Here is a 19742-nt window from a genome sequence, read left to right as displayed (position 1 = left end):
GTCGGGAGTTTTTGCGTGTCTGGGTTGAGCGGCTGGTGGGGCGTCGGCGGCGGTGTTCTCAGTAGCTCAGGCCGTTCTGGGCCGCCTGGGTTTCCAGTTCCGTGATCAGTCGGGGCTCTGAGCCCAGTGCGATGAAGGTCAGGGGGCGGCGGCGGTCGTACCGGCCGATCTCGACGCGGTGGATGGCCATGAGCAGGGATACATGGGTCATGCGGTTCAGGGTGGCGGCGTTCTGCCAGGTCACCGTGGAGCGGACGCCGCCGAACGGGCCGGTGATGACCAGGCCGTCCGGGTGGAGGACGCATCTGCCGCCCCCGCAGCGGGCCATGACAGCGCGCCATGCCCGGCGCAGGCCGTACAGGGTGAGCAGCACGGTGACTGTCACGGTGGCTTTGAGGAGCGCGGCCTCGGGGCGGAGGTAGGCCAGGGCGGCCAGCAGGACGGCGGCCAGGAGGGTGAGGGAGCGCAGGGCGAACTGTGTCAGGGCGCCCGCCAGGCCCACGACGGGATGGCCGGCGGGGCCAGGGCGCCTTGGGCGGTGGTGGCGTGAGAGCAGGCCGCGAGTCCGGGGCCGCGTCATGATGCCGTCCGGGTGATCAGCTCCGTGAGGAGACGGGTGCGTGGGATGAGCCGGTCGATGTAGATGTGCTCGTTGTCGGCGTGCGCGCCAGCGCCCACCGCGCCGAGGCCGTCCAGGGTCGGACAGCCCGCCGCCGCGGTGTGGTTGCCGTCCGAGACGCCGCCCACGGCCACTCCGTGCAGCGGGCCCTGGCCCAGGTCCGCGGCGATCTCGGCGGCCAGGGCGAAGAGCTCGGTGGAGGAGCCCGGTTCCATCGGGGGACGGCGGGCGCCGGCCACGATCTCCAGGCGGGCGCCGGGGGTCCTGGGGGTCAGGTTTCTGATGACGGTGTCGATCCGGTCCTGCGCCGCTGTGCTCGGTACGCGTACGTCCACCGACACCCGGGCGCGGGCCGGGACCGTGTTGCGCGCGCTGCCCGCCGACAGCAGGGTCGGGGTCACGGTGGTGGCGCCCAGCGCGGGGTCGGCGCCGATCTCCGCGAGGGCCAGGATCTGGTGGGCCGCCTCCACGGACGCGTTGATCCCGCGATGCGGCTCCAGGCCGGCGTGCGCGGCCCTGCCGTGGATCTCGACGTCGTAGCGGGAGGCGCCCTTGCGGGCCGTCTTGAGGGTGCCCCGGTCGTCCGCGGCCGGTTCCAGTACGAGGGTGGCGGCGCAGTTCCGCGCGGTCTCCTCGATCAACTGGCGTGAGGTCGTGGAGCCGGTCTCCTCGTCCCCGTTGATCAGGACGCACACACCGTCCAGGGAGGGCAGCGACGCCAGCGCGTGGAACAGCATCACCAGGCCCGCCTTCATGTCCAGCACCCCGGGGCCCCGGGCGGTTCCCGCCGTCACCGACCAGGGGTGGGTGCGCAGTGAGCCCGTCGGCCACACCGTGTCGTGATGGCCCAGCAGCAGGACCCTCGGGGTGCCGAAGGTCCAGCGCAGATGACTCACCCCGTCGAGCACGATCAGATCGGGTTCGGCCCCGGTCAGCCGGGTGCCGAGGGCCCCGACCGTCGCGGCGCTGCGGGCCAGCGCGGCGTGATCGGCGGAGAAGGATTCGCAGCCGACCAGTTCCTCCAGATCGGCCAGCATCGGGGCGAGAGTCGGGGCGGAAGTCGGGGCGGAAGTCAGGGCGGGCGTCGTGGGCAATGTCGTGGGCGGCGTCTTGGGCAGCGCCTTGGGCGGCGCCTTGGGCGGCGTCTTGGGCGGCGCCTTGGGCGGCGTCTTGGGCGGCGTCTCGGCTTTCCGCCGTGGTGGTCCGTTCGTCGGTGTTCGGGGCATGCGTCCCCCTGGGGTCTCGTGGGGTGGTGGTGGAAGGGACGGCGGGCCTCCTCCTCGCGTCCTCGCGCGAGGTGCCGCCGCCGTTCCCCTGACGGTAGGGGCGTCCTCGGTATGCCACCAGCGATGGGATCGCATGGGATCCATGTGCTGGACGCATGGGTTGCAGCACAATGGCCGTTCGTGATCCCGGAGAGGGAGGGAAGGGGAAGAGGGTTGTGGAGACCGAAGCCTTGCGGGTGCTGGTGGCTGTCGCCGAGACCGGGTCGTTCACCAGGGCGGCCGTCCGGCTCAACTACACCCAGTCCGCCGTATCCCGGCGTATCGCCGCCCTCGAACAGCGGGCGGGCGGGACGCTGTTCGAGCGGCTGCCGCGCGGCGTGCGGCTCAGCCCGGCCGGGCGGGTGCTGCACCAGCACGCCCTGGAGGTGCTCGGCCGGCTGGCGCGGGCCGAGCGGGAACTCGCCGCCCTCCACGCCGGGCAGGGCGGGCTGCTGCACGTGGGCGCCTTCGGCACGGCCAACATCTCTCTGCTGCCCGCCGCCCTGCGGGCGTTGGGGGAGGCCAGACCGGAGGTCGAGCCCGTCGTGGTCGAGGCCCCGAGCGCCGGGCTGATGGAGCGCCTCGCGGACGGGGCGCTGGATCTCGCCGTCATCAGCGACTACCCGTACGGACTGCCGTCCGCGGAGGGGGTGACGACGGCCTTGCTGTGCGACGACGAACTGCTCGTCGCCCTCCCGGCCGGGCACCGGCTCGCCTCGGGTGGGCCGGTCGACCTGCTCGAACTGAGCGACGAGGCATGGCTCCAGCACGCCTACGGCGACCGGCCCACGCTGCTCGCCGACGCCTGGGCCCGGGTCGGCGGCGCCCCCAGGAAGATCATCCGGATCGCCGAGTGGACCGGGAAGTTCGGCTATGTCGCCGCCGGGCTCGGGGTGGCCCTGGTGCCCTCGCTGGCCGCGTGGGCCGTTCCCGGCGATATCGCCCTGCGCCGCCTCACCGACCCGGCCCTGCGCCGGACCATCCTCGTCGCCCGGCCCACGGCCCCGCTCCCGGCCGCACGGGAGTTGGAGGGACTGCTCCGGCTCGTCGTCGGGAGTCAGGGGTGAGGGGGGAGGATTCCTGGTTCGTCTCGCCGGGGTGTGATGAGCGCCGTATGGTGTGTGATCAACATGACACGGAGCGTGATCGGTCGGTCGGGGAACGGGCGGGTGGTACGTGATGGTGGCACGGGGCGGAGCGGACGCCGAGGATCCGGCGGGCTCGGAGGACGTCGCGGAGTTGTTCCGCGCCATCGGCCGCATGGTGAAAGCCGCGCGGGAACGAGCCGGACTGACCCAGCGGGAGCTGGGACAGCGGGTCGGGTACAGCGAGGAGCAGATCTCGGCGATCGAGCGGGGACGGCGGACACCTCAGCCGGAGTTTCTGATCGCGGTGGATGAACTGCTGGAGTGCGGTGGGCTGCTGGCGGTTCTGGCGGATGATGTGACGCGGGCGAAGGAGCGGCGGCGGGTTCGGCATCCGGAGTGGTTCCGGGACTATGCGGACCTGGAGGGCAAGGCCGTTGAGCTGTGCTACTTCGCCAATCAGGCCGTACCTGGTCTGTTCCAGACCGAGGAGTACGCACGCGCCGTCTTCACCAGCAGGCAGCCGTTCTTCGACGAGGAGACGATCGAGCAGCGAGTCACCGACCGGCTGACCCGGCAGAAGCTCCTCTCCAATTGGCCGCCGCCGACAGTGAGCGCCATCGTGCAGGAAGCCGTACTCAGGCAGCCTTTCGGGGGCCGTGCGATCCAGCGCGCGCAACTGGAACGCCTGGTTCAGGTCAGCCGGCTGCGGCATGTCGAGATCCAGATCATGCCGACGGCCAGCGAGGAACATTCGGGGATGGGCGGCCCGTTCACCTTGCTCGGAGTCAAGGACAAACCGCGCATCGGCTACCTGGAGGTCCAGTACTTCGGACGCCTGATCACCGACCCTGAGGACGTTCGGGTTCTCGCAGCGAAATATGGCAGCATCCGTGGGCAGGCACTCACAACCCGTGATTCCCTGCGCCTGGTCGAGAAGATGCTGGGAGACCTATGAACACCGAAACGTTCGCGGATCTTCAGTGGTTCAAGAGCACGTACAGCGGTGACGAGGGCGGCGAATGCGTCGAGATCGCCACCGACCGCACCGCCATCCACGTACGGGACTCGAAGGCATCCCGCGGCCCCCGGCTCGCGTTCGCGCCCGGTGTCTGGGCCGGGTTCGTCGCGGATGTGGGGCGGGGGCGTCCGGCTGACCTCCCGCACCCGGGGGCGTCCGGCTGACCCTCCCCCACCTGAGAGCGCGCCCGCTCCATCGTCGTACCGAGGCCCCTCGCCCGGTGGCAGGACCAGCGGTGTCTGGTTCGCACCGCCGGGCGGGCGGGTCTTTTTCCTTGGCCGGCACCGCTCTCGACTGTCGCTTCCCCGGTCGATTGTCAGTGGCCGCCGCTAACGTTCCATCTGTCGTCGCACAGATGCCGGAAATTCCCGGCCGAACTGTGCTTTCTTCTTGCTGTCATGATGCGTGAGGCGGGGATCGTGGGCTGGCTGTCGGCGGGCGAGGGGTATGAAATCGCCCTGGTGGAGGGGCGGGTGGCGGCTCGGGCCACCTCGGGAAGGGCGGCGGGGCGGCAATTGAAGACCCTGCCGCGCGCGCTCAAGGACCACCCCGAGGTGGACCGGTTGCGGCGGTTCGCCGAATGGCTGGACCGGCATGCCGCGAGCTGTGTCGCGCAGGTGGACGGCTGGATGGTGTCGTCACTGCCCGTGCCCACCGGCCTGCTGGCGCGGGTGTGGCCGGACGAGGCATGGCAGTCGGCGCTGCGCGATCTGGCCGTGGTCGGCGACGACCCCGACGAGGTCGGCTTCCTGCGGGGCGCCACCGAGGACGGCGAGCTGCGGGTGGTCAACCTCGACGGCGAGACCGTACGGCTCTCCCCGCGCACGGTGACCCTGCCGCACCCGGTGCTGCTGCCGGACCTCGACGATCTGCGGGAGTTCGCGGCGGAGCTGGGGATCGTCCAGCGCGTCGAGCAGATCCACCGGGCGACCTGGCTGCGGCCGGACGACCTCGACCCCAAGGCGGGTGAGATACGCGAGTTCGCCGGGGGGTCCTTCCGTTCGCGCTTCGCGCTCGCCGCGCGCGCCAGCTCGCTGGGCTACCGCGTCTCGGGCGGCTATGCCACGGCCCGGGTGCGCGACGGCGGGCGCACCGTCGAGGCGTCCGTGTGGATCGGGGAGCCGTACTGGGAGGACTCGGTGGAGACGGGTGGCCTCACCTGGCACGACCAGGACGGCCGCGCGCTGCCACTGCGCGAGGTGGGCCCGGTGGCCTGGTCGGAGGGGATGCGGATGGCGGCTGCGCTGTACGCCGGGCGTGACATCGAGGAGGGGAAGAGCGCATGAGTGGGGGGATGCAGGTCGTGGGTGAGGGGACTCAGGTCGTGGGTGGGGAGACGCAGGTGCCGGTGTATGAGGAGGTGCTCGCGGCGGGCGGGGTGCTGCCGGCGGACACCGTGGACGCGGGTGAGCGGGCGGTTCCGCTGACCGCGCGCAGCTACCGGCACCCGGGGCTCGACGACCGGGTGGTGGTGCGGCTGGTCGCCGGTGAGCTGGGCGCGGCGGAGGATCTCGCCGCCGGGTTCCTCGGGCTGGAGCCGGACGGCGAACCGGCCGTGGTGGGGCTGGGGATGCGCCAGTCGCTGGGCTTCCCGGAGTGGGTGCTCGTGCACCACCCGGCGGACGGGCACCACGCGCTGGGTGTCGTACCGGATCTGGAGCGGGCGGCCCGGCAGGTGAAGTCCCGGCCCAAGGCCGCGTTGGACGCCTATGGGGAGTTGGGCGCGCGGCTGGCGGCCTCCGTGCCGCATTTCCTGCCGACCTTCTACGAGCAGGCGGGCCGGGTCTTCCTCGGGGAGGAGAACACGACCTACGCGGCCCAGTTGTTCACCCGGGCCCGCAAGGCCGAGGCGGAGCACGGGCTGGTCATCGAGGAGGACCGGCTCGACGCGGTGTTCCTCGAATTCGCCCTGGCGGGCGCGCTGCCGGTGAAGGTGCTGTCCGCCTACGGCCGCGAGCTGGCCGCCCGGGTACCGGCCGAGGAGGCGCTGCGGCGCTTCACCCGGCTGTGTCTGCGGCGCACGGCGGGCGGTCTGCCGCCGTCCGCGCAGATGGCGGGCGATCTGCGCAAGCTGGCCCGCGCCGCCGGGCAGGACGCCGATCTCGCCGAGCAGGAGTATCTGTCCGAGCTGCTGGGGCTGCCGGCCACCCTGCGGGCCGCGGCCGGCTGGTGGAAGGGGCACCGGGCGGCGCTGGTGGCGCTGGCCGCGCGGGAGCGGCGGGTGCGGGGGATCCTGCTGGACATGGTTCCGGCGGGCCATGACGACGATCTGCCCGCGCTGTGGCTGACGGTGCTGGAGGACTCCGGTGCCACGGCGGGACTGTGGGACGCCTCGCTGCCCGCGGAGGAGCGGCCCCAGGACGGCACGGCGGGCTGGCTGAGCCGCTTCCTGACCTTCCGCGAGCGGGTCCGCTCCTGGCGTGGCTCGACTCGGATGCCCGAGCTGTATCCGCTGGTGGAGCGGGTCGTGGAGGGGCTGCGGGCCGAGCTGGGCGCGTCCGGCGGCGCGCTGCGGGTCACCCATGACATCGACCTGATCGATCTGCTGCTGTCCCTGGACGTCCCGGTGGCCGCCCCGGAGCGTGACGACGCCCTGCCGCTGTCGCAGTGGGCCCCGGGCGAGGGACACCGGGACCTGGTGTTCCTGGGTGCCGACGCCCGCTTCCACCATGCCTTCCAGAAGGGCGCCGAGCAGTTCGGCAACCATGACAGCGCGCTGCGGGCGATCCGTCTGCTGGCCGTGTCGCCCGGCTGCCGTCCGCTGCTGGCCCGGTGGGTCGCGGGGGTCGTCAAGCGCTTCACGGCGGTCGGTCTGCCCCAGTTGCCGGACGCGCTGGCCCAGTTGGCGTGGCTGCCCGCCGAGGCGCTGGCGCTCGCGGAGGACGAGGTGCGCGAGGCCGTCGCCACCGACCTCGCCCCCATCCTCGTCCGCACCCTGCGCGCCGGTCTCTTCGACGAGCTGGGCTGGCCCGCCTGGGAGGAGGCGGTCGCCGACCTCGTACCGAGGAAGGACGTGGAGGATCTGATCGTCGCCGACGCCTGGCCGCACCTGGTGGTCGCCGGTGGGGCGCAGGCGCGGGTGATCGGCGCCGAGGGCACCCTGCTCACCCACGATCTGCGCATCCCCGCCAACGACCACTACGGCGACCCCGGCTTCCACCACGTCGACGGCGAACTCCTCGTCTACTGGCGGAGCCGCAGCAGCACCCTGCGCGGCTACTGGCACAGCCGGGCCGACCGCGTCGAGACACTGGAGGGCCAGCCCACCACCCGCGGCACCGAGATGGACTGGTACCGGGGCGACTTCCCGATCACCCTGCCCCTGCCCGGCGGCGGCCGGGCCACCGGCGGGGGTGTCATCCACGCGGGCGACACCACCGTGCCCAAGGAGCGCTCGCTGCTCTTCGACGGCTCCTCCTACTGGGTGTGGCACACGGACTCCGAGGACCGCGAGGCGTACGGCTGGTACGAGTACGATCCGGCCACCGGCGACCGCGGCCGGATGAGCCGCCCCGCCTTCCTGGCCGACGCGCTGCGCGACACCCCCGAGGGCAGCAGTTTCGCGGGCGGCCGGCTGCGCCCCTCCCCGACGGCCGGTGCCGGTCCCGCCTGCGCTCCCGTGGACGGCCTCGTCGGTCTGCGCAGGGTGACGCTCCCGGACGGTTCCACGCGGGCCGAGGACCTCGCCGGGCACACCCTCACCCTCCCGGCCGACGCCGGGCGGCCGTACACGCTGGTGATGTTCCCCGGTGCCGAGCGGCCCACGGCGGTCGTGCGCAACAGCTGGCAGCTCGATCTCGTGGACGCGGAGGGGGTCGTCACCGCCTGGGCGAAGACCGACCGCACGGCGGGCGCCTTCGGCGAGGGCACGCTGCTGCTGCCGCCGGTGCAGTACTGGGAGCACCTGACCGCGCGCGACCCGGAGGGCTCGGCGGGGCTGCGGCGCATCGACCGCGACACCGCCGCCGCGCTGCTGGGGGCCGCCGCCGACGGCCGGGACGCCGAGGCGATGCACGGTGCGATCCGCGCCCTGCTGCCCGTGACCCACCCCGCCCTGGTCCAGGGCGTCGCCGGGGTCGTGCGCTACGCGGCGGCCCAGCAGAGCATCCTGGACGCGGCGGCGGCCCGGCTGACCCGGGCCCTGGACGGCGGTCTGGCGGACGAGGGCCCGGCCGGTCCGGCGGACCGTCTGCTGCGGGACGCGATGAGCGGTATCGGGGAGTCGTACACCCACTGGTGGAGCCGGGACGACGAGGCCGACAACCTGTTCCGCGCGCTGCGCGTGCTGACCCGCGCCGCGGAGGCCACCGGCTCCGAAGCGGAGGGCACAGGCTCCGAACCGGAGGGCACCGACGGCCGGCTCCACCTCGACGGTCCTGAACTGCCCACCGGGCAGCCGGCCCTGCTCACCGTGATCCCCCGGGCCTCGGCCCTCGCCTACCGGGCCGCCGCCGGCACCACCTCCGACGAGCACCGGGAGACCCTGCGGCAGCTCTTGGCCGCGTTCGACCGGCTGGGGCTGGGCGGGCCCGCGGAGTCCGCCCGCTGGCGCGTGGTGACCCTGCACCTGGACGCGCACCGACTGCGGATCGCCTCCGGCGACCGGCGGGAGGGCTCCTGGATCGGCCTGCTGCCGCTGGCCGACGGCGCCTTCGTCGCGGTGACCGGCCAGGGGTCCCTGGACGACGACGGCTGTGTCTTCTCCGGGCTCTTCCACGACCCGGCGGGAGAGTTCGCTGTGCCGGGGCCGTACAAGGTGCTGTCCTGTGAGCCGATCACGCCGGTCGGCCTGACCGGGGAGGGTGACCCGAGTGACCGAGGCGGTCAGGACGGTCCGGGTGGTCCGGGTGGTCCGGGTGACCTAGGCGGTCAGGGCGGAGACCCGGGCGGGTATCGGGTCGGGCTCGGGGAGTTTCTGGATCAGCTCGCCGAGCGGGGGCCCGCGCCGTGGTTCCCCGGGGCCGCCGAGGAGTTCGCCCGTCTGACCGGCACCACCGACACCATGGCGCGGCTCGTCGTCGCCGGGCTGCCGGGCGTCGACGCCTATGAGCGGACCTTCCTCACCACCGAGGCCCGTCAGATCATCGGGGTGAAGGCCGCTCCCGCGGCGGTCGCCAAGGACGAACTGCGCGCCATCGACGACGCCGTGCGCGCCGCGGTCGTGGCCGCGCTGCTGCCCGCCGATCCGGTCCGGCTGTGGACCGAGGGCCCGGACGTGGCCTCCGCTGCCGCCGTCTGGAACGCCCGGGTCGGCCGCCGTCCCGCCCTCCCCGAAGAGCTGCTCGGCGACGCCGTCCGTGCCCTCAAGCACTCGGCGTGGACGGTACGGGAGGCCCTGCCCGCGCTGCTGGACCCGGCCGAGGCCCCGCAGCTCAGCCGGGATCTGCGCTGGGAGGTCAACGGCGACCGGGTGCGGCCCGTCGGCGGCGAGGGGCCCGGGTTCACCACCGAGACCCTGGTCGGCACGGTGACGCTCGCGGCCTGGCTCGCCCACCGGCTGCCCGCGGGCGACCCGGTTCGCGCCGCGCTGCCGCCCGCCTTCACCGCCGTACGCGCACGGCTGGCGGCCCCCGGTCTGATGCTCGACCTCGGCCGCTACATCAGCCTCCCGGCGTTCCGGAAGGCGGCGGGCGCGCCCACCGAGACCGGCCCGGGATACGAGCGCTACGGCGCCGTCGTCCTCGCCACCCATGACAACCAGCCCGCACCGGGCATCCGCGTCGACCTCCTGGACGAGTCCGGCCAGGATCCCCATCTGCCCGCCACCCGCGTCGACGACCACCCTTACCCGGCCGAGATCGCCCTGCGGCTGGTGCGCGACCCGCGTTTCGCGGCGCTGCTCGCCGACCCCGGGGAGCCGATCGCGGGCGACCGCGACCGGGCGGGCACCTGGTGGCCGCAGGACCCGGGCCGTTCCGTGCCCGACCTGGTCACCGAGGCGGCCAAGGAGTACGGGCTCGGCGAGGACGCGGCGACGCTGTATCTGATGCTGCTCGCCCTGCCCGACCCGACCGACCGCCTCACCGCCCGCTGGACGGGCTGGAAGCCGGCCCGTCTCAAGGCGGCCCGCGCCGAACTGGCCGCCACCGATCTCGTGGTCGCGGCCACCCGGACCAGGGCGGGGCGCTCCCTCTTCCTGCCCGGCGGCTGGGTCGAGCAGTCGGCGCCCCGGGTGCCGCTGGAGAGCTGGAAGCTGCCGCTGTTCGACCTCCTCCACGGCGAACACGCCTCGTTCGGCGTGATCGTGCCGACGGAACCGGTCGCCGACCTGTACCGCCGGGCCTGGCAACGGGTCCAGGACGGCGACGCGCCCCGGTTCGAGGAGCTGAAGGTGCGGCGGGGGCGGCGGCGCTGACCCCTCCGGGGGTAGCTGCGGTATGCGGGTGGCTGTCCCTTCCGGGGGGCTCCTGCGGTATGCGGATGGCTGACCCCTCCGGGGGGCTCCTGCGGTATGCGGATGGCTGACCCCTCCGGGGGCTCCTGCGGTATGCGGGTGTTGGGGCGGGCGCCGCACATTGGGGGTGCCTCGCCGGGGGGACTGACTCCGGCGGAGCCTCGCGGGGGGCACCTGATAGCGGCGGTGCCTTGTGGGGGCAGCACCTGTATACCGGCGGTGCTTCGCGCGGGGCAGCACCTGACGCCGGTGGTGCTTCGCGCGGGGCTCCGACACCGGTGGTGCCTCGCGCGGGCTCCGACATCGGCGGTGCCTCGCGGGGCCCACTGACACCATCGGGGGCCTCGCGCGGGGCTCCTGACACCATCGGGGGCCTCGCGCGCAGGGCGCCTGACACCACCGGGGACCCCGCGTGGGCCTCCTGACACCACCGGGAGCCCCGCGCGCAGGGCTCCTGACACCATCGGAGGCTCGCGCGCAGGGCGCCTGACACCACCGGGGGCCCCGCGCGGGCCTCCTGACACCACCGGGGGCCCCGCACGCAGGGCTCCTGACACCAGCCGTACCTCGCGGGGCGGGCGCCTGACACCATCGGTGCCCCCTGCCCCGCACTCCCTCAATCCCCCCAGGCGTCGACGGCCACCCCAGCCTCCTCGACGCCCATCAGACCCACCCGACCACCAGCCCTACCCAGCAAGGACATCCATGCCCCCGACCAATACGGCGACGGCCCTTCCGCCCCGGCAGACCCTGCCCGCCGAAGAACGCCATGCCATCGAACTCGCCTTCCTCGCCGCCCATGACGCGGGCCCGCGTCCGCCCGGCTGGCTGCTGACGCCCCGCTCCGTCATCACCTTCGTCTGCGGCAGCGCCGGCGAGCCCCTCAAGCTGGCCGAGCCGCACGGGACGCTGCCCGGCGAGCTGGTCATCGCCCCGAAGTTCGTCGGCGAACGCGCCCTGGTGGAGCGGTGCGTGGTCACCCTCGCCGGAGAGCGCGGACTGCTGCTGGTGGGTGAGCCGGGTACCGCCAAGTCGATGCTCTCGGAGCTGCTGTCGGCGGCCGTCTGCGGCACCAGCGCCCTGACCGTGCAGGGCACCGCGGGCACCACCGAGGACGCCCTGCGCTACGGCTGGAACTACGCCCTTCTCCTGGCCCAGGGACCCACGCCCCAGGCCCTGGTGGACTCGCCGGTCCTCAGCGCGATGCGTTCCGGACGGGTGGCGCGCGTCGAGGAGATCACCCGCTGTCTGCCCGAGGTGCAGGACGCCCTCGTATCGATCCTCTCCGACCGCCGGATGAGCGTGCCCGAGCTGTCCGGCACGGACGAGGCGCAGGTGTCCGCCGCTCCCGGGTTCACCGTCATCGCCACCGCCAACCTGCGCGACCGGGGTGTGTCGGAGATGTCCGCCGCCCTGAAGCGCCGCTTCAACTTCGAGACCGTGCACCCGATCTCGGACATCGAGGCCGAGACCGCGCTCGTCAAGCGGCAGGCCGTCGCGGCGGTCGAGCGGGCGGGCGCGGCCTTCGATGTCGACGACGCGGTGCTCGACGTCCTGGTGACGGTCTTCCGGGACCTGCGGGCCGGGCGCTCGGCCGAGGGCTGGGACGTGGAGCGTCCCGGCACGGTGATGTCCACCGCGGAGGCGGTGCAGGTCGCCGTCTCCCTCGGGGTGTCCGCCGCGTATCTGCCCGCCGGGGACTCCCTCGATCTGGTCCCCGGTCATCTCCTGGGCGTCGTGCGCAAGGACGATCCGAGCGATCACGCGCGGCTGCTGGGGTACTGGGACGGGCCGGTGCGCCGCCGCGCGGAGGACGGTTCGCCGACCTGGCGCCGGCTGTGGGATCTGCGGGAGAACCTTCGGTGACGCTCGCCCAGGACCCGAGGGGGGTATCGGTGCCGGAGCCAGGGGTGGCAGCGGGGCAGGGGGTGACACCTGTGCGGGGACCCGGGGTGACACCCGGGCAAGAACTGCGGGTGACACCCGGGCGGGAGCCAGGGTCGCCCCTCCTTCCGGACCCGAGAGGGATATCCGTTCAGGACCCGCGGACGGCGCTCGACGCCCTCGCCGACTCCGCCGTGCCGTATCTGCTCGGCGTGCGGCACCACAGCCCCGCGCTCGCCGCGGCCGTGCCCGCGCTGCTGGACGCGGCGGGCGCGGAGGTGGTGTGCGTGGAGCTGCCCGCCGACTTCCAGCCGTGGCTGGTTCATCTCGGCGCGCCGGGCACGGTCGCTCCGGTCGCGCTCGCGGGCGCCGGGCAGGGCGGGCGGCTCGGCTTCTATCCGTTCGCCGACTTCTCCCCCGAACTCGCGGCGGTCCGCTGGGCGCGGGAGCGGGGTGCGGAGGTCGTCTGCTGCGATCTGCCGATGGCGGACGCGGGGTGGGGCGGCGGGGACGCGGCTACGGATGCGGGTGGGGATACGGATGGGGATGGGGATGCGGCTGGAGACGCGGCTGGGGCTGCGGATGTGATTGGAGAGGCGGCTGGGGCTGCGGATTCGATGGGGGACGGAGACCTCCGCGAGCCGGTCGCCGGGTCGCCCTCCGGCCGGGCCGCCGCGCCCATCTCCTTCGCTCAGGCGCTCACCGCCGCCGGGACCGGCCGTGACGGGGACGATCTGTGGGACCGCAGTGTGGAGGTACGGGCCCCGGGCTGTGCTCCCGAGGCGCTGCGCCGGGCCGCGCTGGGCGTCGGCTGGGCGCTGCGTCAGGACGCGGAGTCGTCGGGCGGGGTGTCCGCCGTCGACCTGGCGCGTGAGGCGCACATGCGGGACACGATCGCCCTCGCGTCGGCGGGTGGACGCCGGGTGGCGGCGGTGATCGGCGCTTTCCACGCCCCGGCGCTGGCCGGGCTGGAGCAGCCTTCGCAAGCCGCCGCGCCCCCCGCTGACAGGACCCGCGGCACGGCATCGAAGGGAGCCCCGCTCCCCACCGACGCCCCCTCCCCCGTCGTCACCTCCCTGGTCCCCTACGCCTTCGATCTGCTGGACTCCCGGTCCGGGTATCCCGCCGGGATCCGCGATCCGCGCTGGCAGCAGGCGGTGTTCGGCGCCGGGGGCGATCCCGGTCTGCTGCACGACGCCGCCGCCAGGGCGATCACGGGCGTGTGCCGGGAACTGCGCGCCGCCGGGCACACGGCGGGGACGGGCGAGGCGCGGGAGACGCTGCGCGTCGCCGGTGACCTGGCCCGGTTGCGCGGGCTTCCGGCCCCTGGCCGGAGCGAGGTCCTCGAAGCCCTCACGGTGGTGATGGGGCAGGGCGAGCCGCTCGGCCGGGGCCGGGCGCTGGCGCGGGCCCTGGAGGTGGTGCTGGTCGGCACCGAGCGCGGCCGGGTCGCGCCGGGCACACCGCGCTCCGGGCTCGGCCCGTCCGTCGAGGCCGAACTCGCCGCCCTGCGGCTGCCGGGACCCGACGATCCCGCGCCCCGCGAGCTGCGTCTCGACCCGCTGCGTTCGGCCCTCGACCACCGCCGCGAGATCCTGCTGCGACGGCTGGAGGTGTGCGGGGTGGGGTACGGCGAGCCGGTGGCGGTGGCCGGTACGGGGGACGCCACCGCGCTCTCCTCGCGCTGGCGGCTGTCGTGGGTCCCCTCGGTGCCGGTCCGGCTGGACCTGGCCGGGGTGCGCGGGGTGACGGCCGGACTGGCGGCGGAGGGCACGCTGCGGGAGACCTTCCGCAGGGAGTCGGCCGACGGCGGCCCCACCTGCGCCCTCGTCCTGGCGGGGCTGCGGGACGCCGCCCGCTGCGATCTGCCCGCGCTGGTCGCGCAGCGGCTGGCCGAGGCCGCCGAGGTGCTGCCCGCGTCCGCGACGATCCCCGAGATCCTCGCCGGACTGGATCTGCTGGAGGCGCTGCGCCGGGGCCATCTGCCCGGCACGACACCCGAGGGGAGGCAGGCGGCGGGCGCGCTCGCCGCGGACCTGCTGGAGTCGGCGGTACGGTCCCTGCCGGGGCTGGCGGGCAGCGACGACCCGGAGGAGGCGGCGGCGCTGGTCGCGCTGGCGGCGCGCGCCGGTGAACTGCGTCTGGGGCTGCGGATGGACGAGGCGCTGGCCGGTCTCGCGGACTCCGCGTCCCCGCTCATCCAGGGCGCCGCTCTCGCCTGCCGGGTGCTGTTCGACCTGGAGGACGCGGAGACGCTCGGGGCCAGGGCCGCCGGGTGGATCGACACGGCCACCGGTCCCGACGCCCGGCGCGCGCTGGCCCGTCGGCTCACCGGTCTGCTGACCGGGGCGGCGCCGCTGCTCCAGTCGGCGCCGACCGCCCTCGACCCGCTGCTCGACCGCATCGACTCGCTCGACGACCGGGGCTTCCTGGACCGGCTCCCGGCGCTGCGCGGAGGCTTCGACACACTCACCCCGGCGGGCCGCGACCGGCTGCTCCACACGGTGACGGAACGGCTGGGCGACCGACTCGACCTCGCGCTGGGCGCCTCCCCGCAGTTGCTGGCCCTGTGGACGGCGGCGGACGAGGCGGGGCGCGCGGCGGCGGACTCGCTGTGGCCGCCGACATCCCCGTCGTACCCACCCGCACAGGCACCGGCCCCCAAGGCCCCTGACGCCCCCGAGGCCGCCGAGCCACCGCCGCTGCCCCGGACGCCCGTCGCACCCCTCGTACCCCCCTCGCCCCTCGCGCCTGAGTCGCCCCATGCCGTGCCGCGTCTGTCGGCGACGGACCGATGGCGGCTGCTCCTCGGCAGAGAGCCCGACCAGCTCCCCGCCGACGCCCGTCGCTACGCGCACGCGCTGGACGAGCTGTACGGCGCGGGCCGTGGGGAGGGCTCGTCGGACCTGGGCCGGGAAGGCGGCAGCCGCGGTGGACAGGAGGGGTCCTTCCCGACCGCGCGCGAGTGGGCCGAGGAACTCCAGGCGCTGTTCGGCGCGGAGGTGCGTGAGGAGGTCCTGGCGCGCGCCGCCGACCAGGGACGCAGCGACGTACTGGCCGAGATCGACCCGGCCGCGGTGCGTCCGTCCGTGGATCTCCTGACCTCTGTGCTGTCGCTGGCGGGCGGGATGCCGGAGGCGCAGCTCGCCCGGCTGCGCCCGCTGGTACGGCGGCTGGTCGACGAGTTGGCCAAGGAGCTGGCCACCCGGATGCGTCCGGCGCTGACCGGACTCGCCACCCCGCGCCCGACCCGCCGCCCGGGAGGCCGCATCGATCTGCCGCGCACGCTGCGGGCCAACCTCGTCCACGCCCGCAAGCGGGCCGACGGCAGCACCCTGGTGGTCCCGGAACGGCCGGTGTTCAGCACCCGTTCGCGCAAGGAGGCGGACTGGCGGCTGATCCTGGTGGTCGATGTGTCCGGGTCGATGGAGGCGTCCGTGATCTGGTCGGGGCTGACCGCGGCCGTGCTCGGCGGGGTGCCCACGCTCAGCACGCACTTCCTGGCGTTCTCGACGGAGGTGATCGATCTGACGGACCGGGTCGACGACCCGTTGTCCCTGCTGCTGGAGGTCCGGGTGGGCGGCGGCACCCATATCGCGGCCGGTCTGGCCCACGCCCGCTCCCTGGTGACGGTGCCGAGCCGGACCCTCGTGGTGGTGGTCAGCGACTTCGAGGAGGGCTACCCGCTCGGCGGACTGCTCGGCGAGGTACGGGCGCTGGCGGGGTCGGGGGTGCACCTGATGGGCTGCGCCGCGCTGGACGACGGCGGCACCCCGCGCTACTCCGTGCCCGTCGCCCAGCAACTGGCCGCGGCCGGGATGCCGGTCGCCGCCCTCAGCCCTCTCGCCCTGGCCCGCTGGGTGGGCGATCGTCTCCGCGGAGAGTCCCGATGAGCGCGCCCATGAGCGACCCCACGAGCGACCCGAAGAGCGACCCTGTGAGCGCCGCCTCGAAGAGCGGCGACCCCATGACCGACCCGAAGAGCGACGACCCTACAAGTGACCCGAAGAGCGACCCGATGAGTCCCGAACCGCCCCCGGCCGCCGCCGAACTGCCCCCGGCCGCCCCCGAGGTGACCGCCGCCGCCGTGGCGGGCCTGACCTCCCGGCTGCGCAAGAAGCTGGACGCCGCCATCGAGACCTACGCGGCCGTCCCCGTCGTCGTGCGGGGCGACGAGCGGCGGGTGCGGTGCGGTGAGGACGCGGAGGTGGTCCTCGCCGTCGGCCCTTCCGGGGCGGTCATGGACGCCGATCAGGCGGTGTGCAGCTGTCTGCTGGCGCCGAGATGCCTGCACCGGGCGGCGGTACTGAGCGCGTGCCCGGTGGCGGACGTGGACGCCACCGCGCCCGCCCCGCAGACGGTGGACGCCCCGTCGCCCCCGGCGACAGACACATCCGTCGCCGCCGCCCCGGACCCGGCCACCGCCACCACCACCACGGCCACCCCCTCACCCCAGCCGCCGGACCTCACGCCCGCGCAACGGACCGCCGCCCACGCCCTGTGGACCGCCGCGGTGGCGGTGCTGGCGGCCGGGGTGCCCGCGGCGGGCGCGGTCGCGCAGGCGGAGTTGCTGCGGGCCTCGCACTCGGCGCGCGTCGCCGGGCTGTACCGGGCGGAGGGCGCGGCGCTGCGGGTGGTGCGTGGTCTGCGGGGCGCGCGCTCCCGCCACGACGGCCACCGCCTGGCCGACCTGGTGGACAATCTGCGGGACCTCCTCCTGACCACCACCCTGCTGACCGGCCGCCCGGCGCCCGACCCGGCGTGGATCGGCTCCGCCCGCCGCACCTACCACCCGGAAGGCGCGCTGCGCGTGCACGGGGTGTGCCGGGAGCCGGTGATCTCGGCGACCGGGTACGGCGGGGTGGTCACCCATGTCATCGCCGACGACGGACGCTGGTTCAGCGTCGCGGACGTCAAACCGGGCGGTGCCGCCCGTGCGCGCGGCGCCGCGACGGCCACGGTGGCGCTGGGGTCGGGCAGCCTCGATCACGCCCGGCTCTCGCGCGGGGGGCTGCTGATCTCGGGGGCGACGCTGTCGTCGGACGGCCGCCTGGGAGCGGGCAAGGGGGTCCGGGCGACACCGGTGGCGGGCCGGTCCTGGACCTCGGGCCCGCTGGCCGCCCTGTTCGCACGCCCGCTCTCCGACACCGTGGCCGACGGCCCGGGAAACCCGCCATCGACCGACCCCGAGCAGGCGGGGCAGGCGGCCGGTGACCTGATCGGCTGCGATCTGATGATCGTCGGGGCGTCCAACGACCACGTACTCGCCCGCGAACTGCTCCCCGACCAGCCGGACCAGGACGGCCGGACCGCCCGGGACGGCCTGCTGATCCGTCTGCTGCCGGCCCACGGCCACCCCGAGCTCGCCCACACCGCGAACCTCCGCCGTCTGGCGTCCCGTCCCGGCCTGCGGCTGCGGGTCATCGGCCGTCCGGATCCCGACCGCGCCGCCACGCTCCGCCCCCTGGCCGTCGGCCCGCTCCCGGGCGACGACACGACGACCCTGCGCCTCCCGGACGACTGGCTGGGCCATGCCGACCTGGGCTACGACCGCCTCGAAGGCGTCCATCTGCCGCCCGGCGACGCGCTGCCGGAGACGGCCGGGCTCGCTCTCGTCCCGCCGGACCCGGTGGCGGAGGCACCGTTGTGGCGGCTGCGGCGGCTGGTCGAGGTCGCCGTGTCGGGCGGCCGGCGAGCCGTCGCCCAGCCCGCCCGCGACGGCGACCGGGCCGGCAGCGCCGCGGCCCTGCGCCGGGTCGGTTTCCGCACGGCGGCGAACCTGCTGACGGACCTGTCCACGGAGGCGGACCGCCGCGGCCGGGACATCTTCGGCCGCACCGAGGAACCCGACCCGAACGCGTACGCCCGAGCCTGGCTGGCCGCGGCCGTCTATCTGGCGGGGACGGAACGGGCGTTGGTGCGGGCGACGTGGGAGGGGGCGGATGGCGTGGGAGGGGCGCCAGTGGCATGAGGACGGACCGCCGCAAGGGCACGACCCGGTTCCAGGAAGGCGCACGGCCCCCGCCGACGCTCGGGCGGCGGGGTCCCCTCCTGTCCACTCGGCCAGGCGGCCACTCGGTAAGGCGGTGAGGCGGTCAGGCGGTCAGGCGGTCAGGCGGTCACATAGCCTTCGGCCCAATCGTCCTGGTCCACCACGGATTCCTGGGTGAACCAGCCCTCAGCGGAACAGATACTGCACCACTGTCTCCTCCAAGTCCCCCCGCCACTGCTGACCGCGGGAGGCGCGGCGGGCGTTGATCTCGACGTCGTAGGTCGAGCCGTCGTGCAAGGTGACCCGGACCTGGAGCCAGGTCCCGCGGACCGTGCGATGGGTGATGTCGGCGATCTCGGGCCAGGAGAACTCGGCCTCCGCGCCCCCCTGGTCGAGATCCTCATCGGTATCGATCTGCCCCAACGGCATCCCTCGCTCATGGACGGCCAGCGACACCCCGTCGGCATCGACCACGATGCTGGAGTCCTTGTCCGCCGCGATGAACGCCCTGCCGTTCGGGACCGGCGCCGGTGCGGAGCCACGGTCCGCCACAGGCGCGGCGGCGGTCGGCGCATACGAGGGCATCGGCGTGTGCGGGGGCGGGAGCCGGTAGGACGTGACGGGTCCCGTCAGCTCCGTGACCTCCCCCGTCAGCTCGTCGCACCGGTCCAGGAACCGCCCCGGAGTCGGCCGCTGAAGGGGGTCCTTCACCAGGCAGGACGCCACCAGCTCCCGCAGCAGGGGCGGTACGGCGCTCAGATCCGGCGACTCGTGCACCGAGCGGTACATCATCCCCATCGGCGTCCCCTCGCCGAAGGCACTGCCACCCGCCGCCGCCACCAGGACCGCGCCCAGCGCGAACATGTCCGCCGCGCCGGTGACATCGTCGCCCATCGCCTGCTCGGGGGCGAGGAACCCCGGCGTTCCGAAGGTGTGGCCCGTCGCCGTCAGACGAGTGGACTCCACCGCCCGCGCGATCCCGAAGTCGATGACGCGGGGACCGTCCGCCGCCATGATGATGTTGCCGGGCTTCAGGTCGCGGTGGACCAGACCGCAAGCGTGGATCGCCGCCAGAGCCTCGGCGAGTGCCGCGCCCAGGCCCTTTAACTCCCCTGCCTCCATGGGCCCATGGGCCCGCACATGTTCGGCGAGGGTCGGTCCCGGTACATACGCGGTGGCCAGCCACGGCGGGTTCGCGTCGGGGTCCGCGTCGACGACCGGCGCCGTGTGAAAGCCGCCGACGGCCCGCGCCGCGGTCACTTCCGCACGGAACCGGGCACGGAAGCCGTCGTCGGCGGCGAGCTCGGCCCGCGTGACCTTGACCGCGACGGCACGTCCGCCGCGTGACCGGGCCAGATACACCGACCCCATGCCGCCCTCCCCGAGCCGGCGCTCGATCACATACGGGCCGATGCGCCCGCCACGTACCGCTCCCGGCCCTTCGGCGCCCTGCCACCCCGTCGCGCTCACTCGAACCCCCCG

The 19742-nt window shown here is 74.4% G+C and carries 11 protein-coding genes; 8 read left to right on the top strand and 3 right to left on the bottom strand.

The window, feature by feature from the left end; all coding sequences use genetic code 11:
* Positions 1-58 precede the first annotated feature (58 nt).
* Positions 59-502 (bottom strand): hypothetical protein, encoded by a 444-nt coding sequence (locus ABZX40_RS02920; RefSeq protein WP_355740482.1) that lies wholly within the window; start codon positions 500-502, stop codon positions 59-61.
* A gap of 74 nt (positions 503-576) precedes the next feature.
* On the bottom strand, positions 577-1656 hold the full coding sequence (locus ABZX40_RS02915; RefSeq protein ID WP_355740661.1) for a M20 family metallopeptidase: 1080 nt from the start codon (positions 1654-1656) through the stop codon (positions 577-579).
* Between the two features lie 359 nt (positions 1657-2015).
* Here ABZX40_RS02915 and ABZX40_RS02910 point away from each other — a divergent pair, with 359 nt between their 5' ends.
* The 8 genes from ABZX40_RS02910 to ABZX40_RS02875 all read left to right on the top strand — a co-directional run bounded on the left by ABZX40_RS02910 (position 2016) and on the right by ABZX40_RS02875 (position 18239).
* Positions 2016-2951, top strand: a complete 936-nt coding sequence (locus tag ABZX40_RS02910) for a LysR family transcriptional regulator (protein ID WP_355740484.1) — start codon at positions 2016-2018, stop codon at positions 2949-2951.
* A gap of 112 nt (positions 2952-3063) precedes the next feature.
* Positions 3064-3927, top strand: coding sequence for a helix-turn-helix transcriptional regulator (locus ABZX40_RS02905; RefSeq protein WP_355740486.1), 864 nt, complete (start codon positions 3064-3066; stop codon positions 3925-3927).
* Entirely contained in the window at positions 3924-4154 is a 231-nt protein-coding gene (locus ABZX40_RS02900) for a DUF397 domain-containing protein (RefSeq protein WP_355740488.1), read from the top strand. The genes ABZX40_RS02905 and ABZX40_RS02900 overlap by 4 nt, the downstream gene beginning before the upstream one ends.
* Positions 4155-4409: 255 nt before the next feature.
* Positions 4410-5276 carry a DUF4132 domain-containing protein gene (locus ABZX40_RS02895; protein ID WP_355740663.1) on the top strand — a complete coding sequence of 289 codons (867 nt, stop codon included), beginning with the start codon at positions 4410-4412 and terminating at the stop codon, positions 5274-5276.
* Positions 5277-5284: 8 nt separating this feature from the next.
* Complete coding sequence (locus ABZX40_RS02890; protein WP_355740665.1) at positions 5285-10345, top strand: DNA-binding protein; 5061 nt, start codon at positions 5285-5287, stop codon at positions 10343-10345.
* Positions 10346-11089: 744 nt separating this feature from the next.
* Complete coding sequence (locus tag ABZX40_RS02885; protein WP_355740490.1) at positions 11090-12250, top strand: AAA family ATPase; 1161 nt, start codon at positions 11090-11092, stop codon at positions 12248-12250.
* Between the two features lie 161 nt (positions 12251-12411).
* Positions 12412-16161: a DUF5682 family protein gene (locus tag ABZX40_RS02880; protein ID WP_355740667.1), complete on the top strand. Its 3750-nt coding sequence runs from the start codon at positions 12412-12414 to the stop codon at positions 16159-16161.
* A gap of 125 nt (positions 16162-16286) precedes the next feature.
* Positions 16287-18239 (top strand): hypothetical protein, encoded by a 1953-nt coding sequence (locus tag ABZX40_RS02875; RefSeq protein ID WP_355740669.1) that lies wholly within the window; start codon positions 16287-16289, stop codon positions 18237-18239.
* Between the two features lie 207 nt (positions 18240-18446).
* Here ABZX40_RS02875 and ABZX40_RS02870 read toward each other — a convergent pair whose 3' ends face one another.
* Positions 18447-19730 carry a serine/threonine-protein kinase gene (locus tag ABZX40_RS02870; protein WP_355740492.1) on the bottom strand — a complete coding sequence of 428 codons (1284 nt, stop codon included), beginning with the start codon at positions 19728-19730 and terminating at the stop codon, positions 18447-18449.
* Positions 19731-19742 lie beyond the last annotated feature (12 nt).

Source organism: Streptomyces sp. NPDC004610 (assembly GCF_040609715.1).
Classification (GTDB): domain Bacteria; phylum Actinomycetota; class Actinomycetes; order Streptomycetales; family Streptomycetaceae; genus Streptomyces.
Note: the sequence above shows the minus strand (reverse complement) of the source record. Positions and strands in the feature narration are given on the sequence as shown.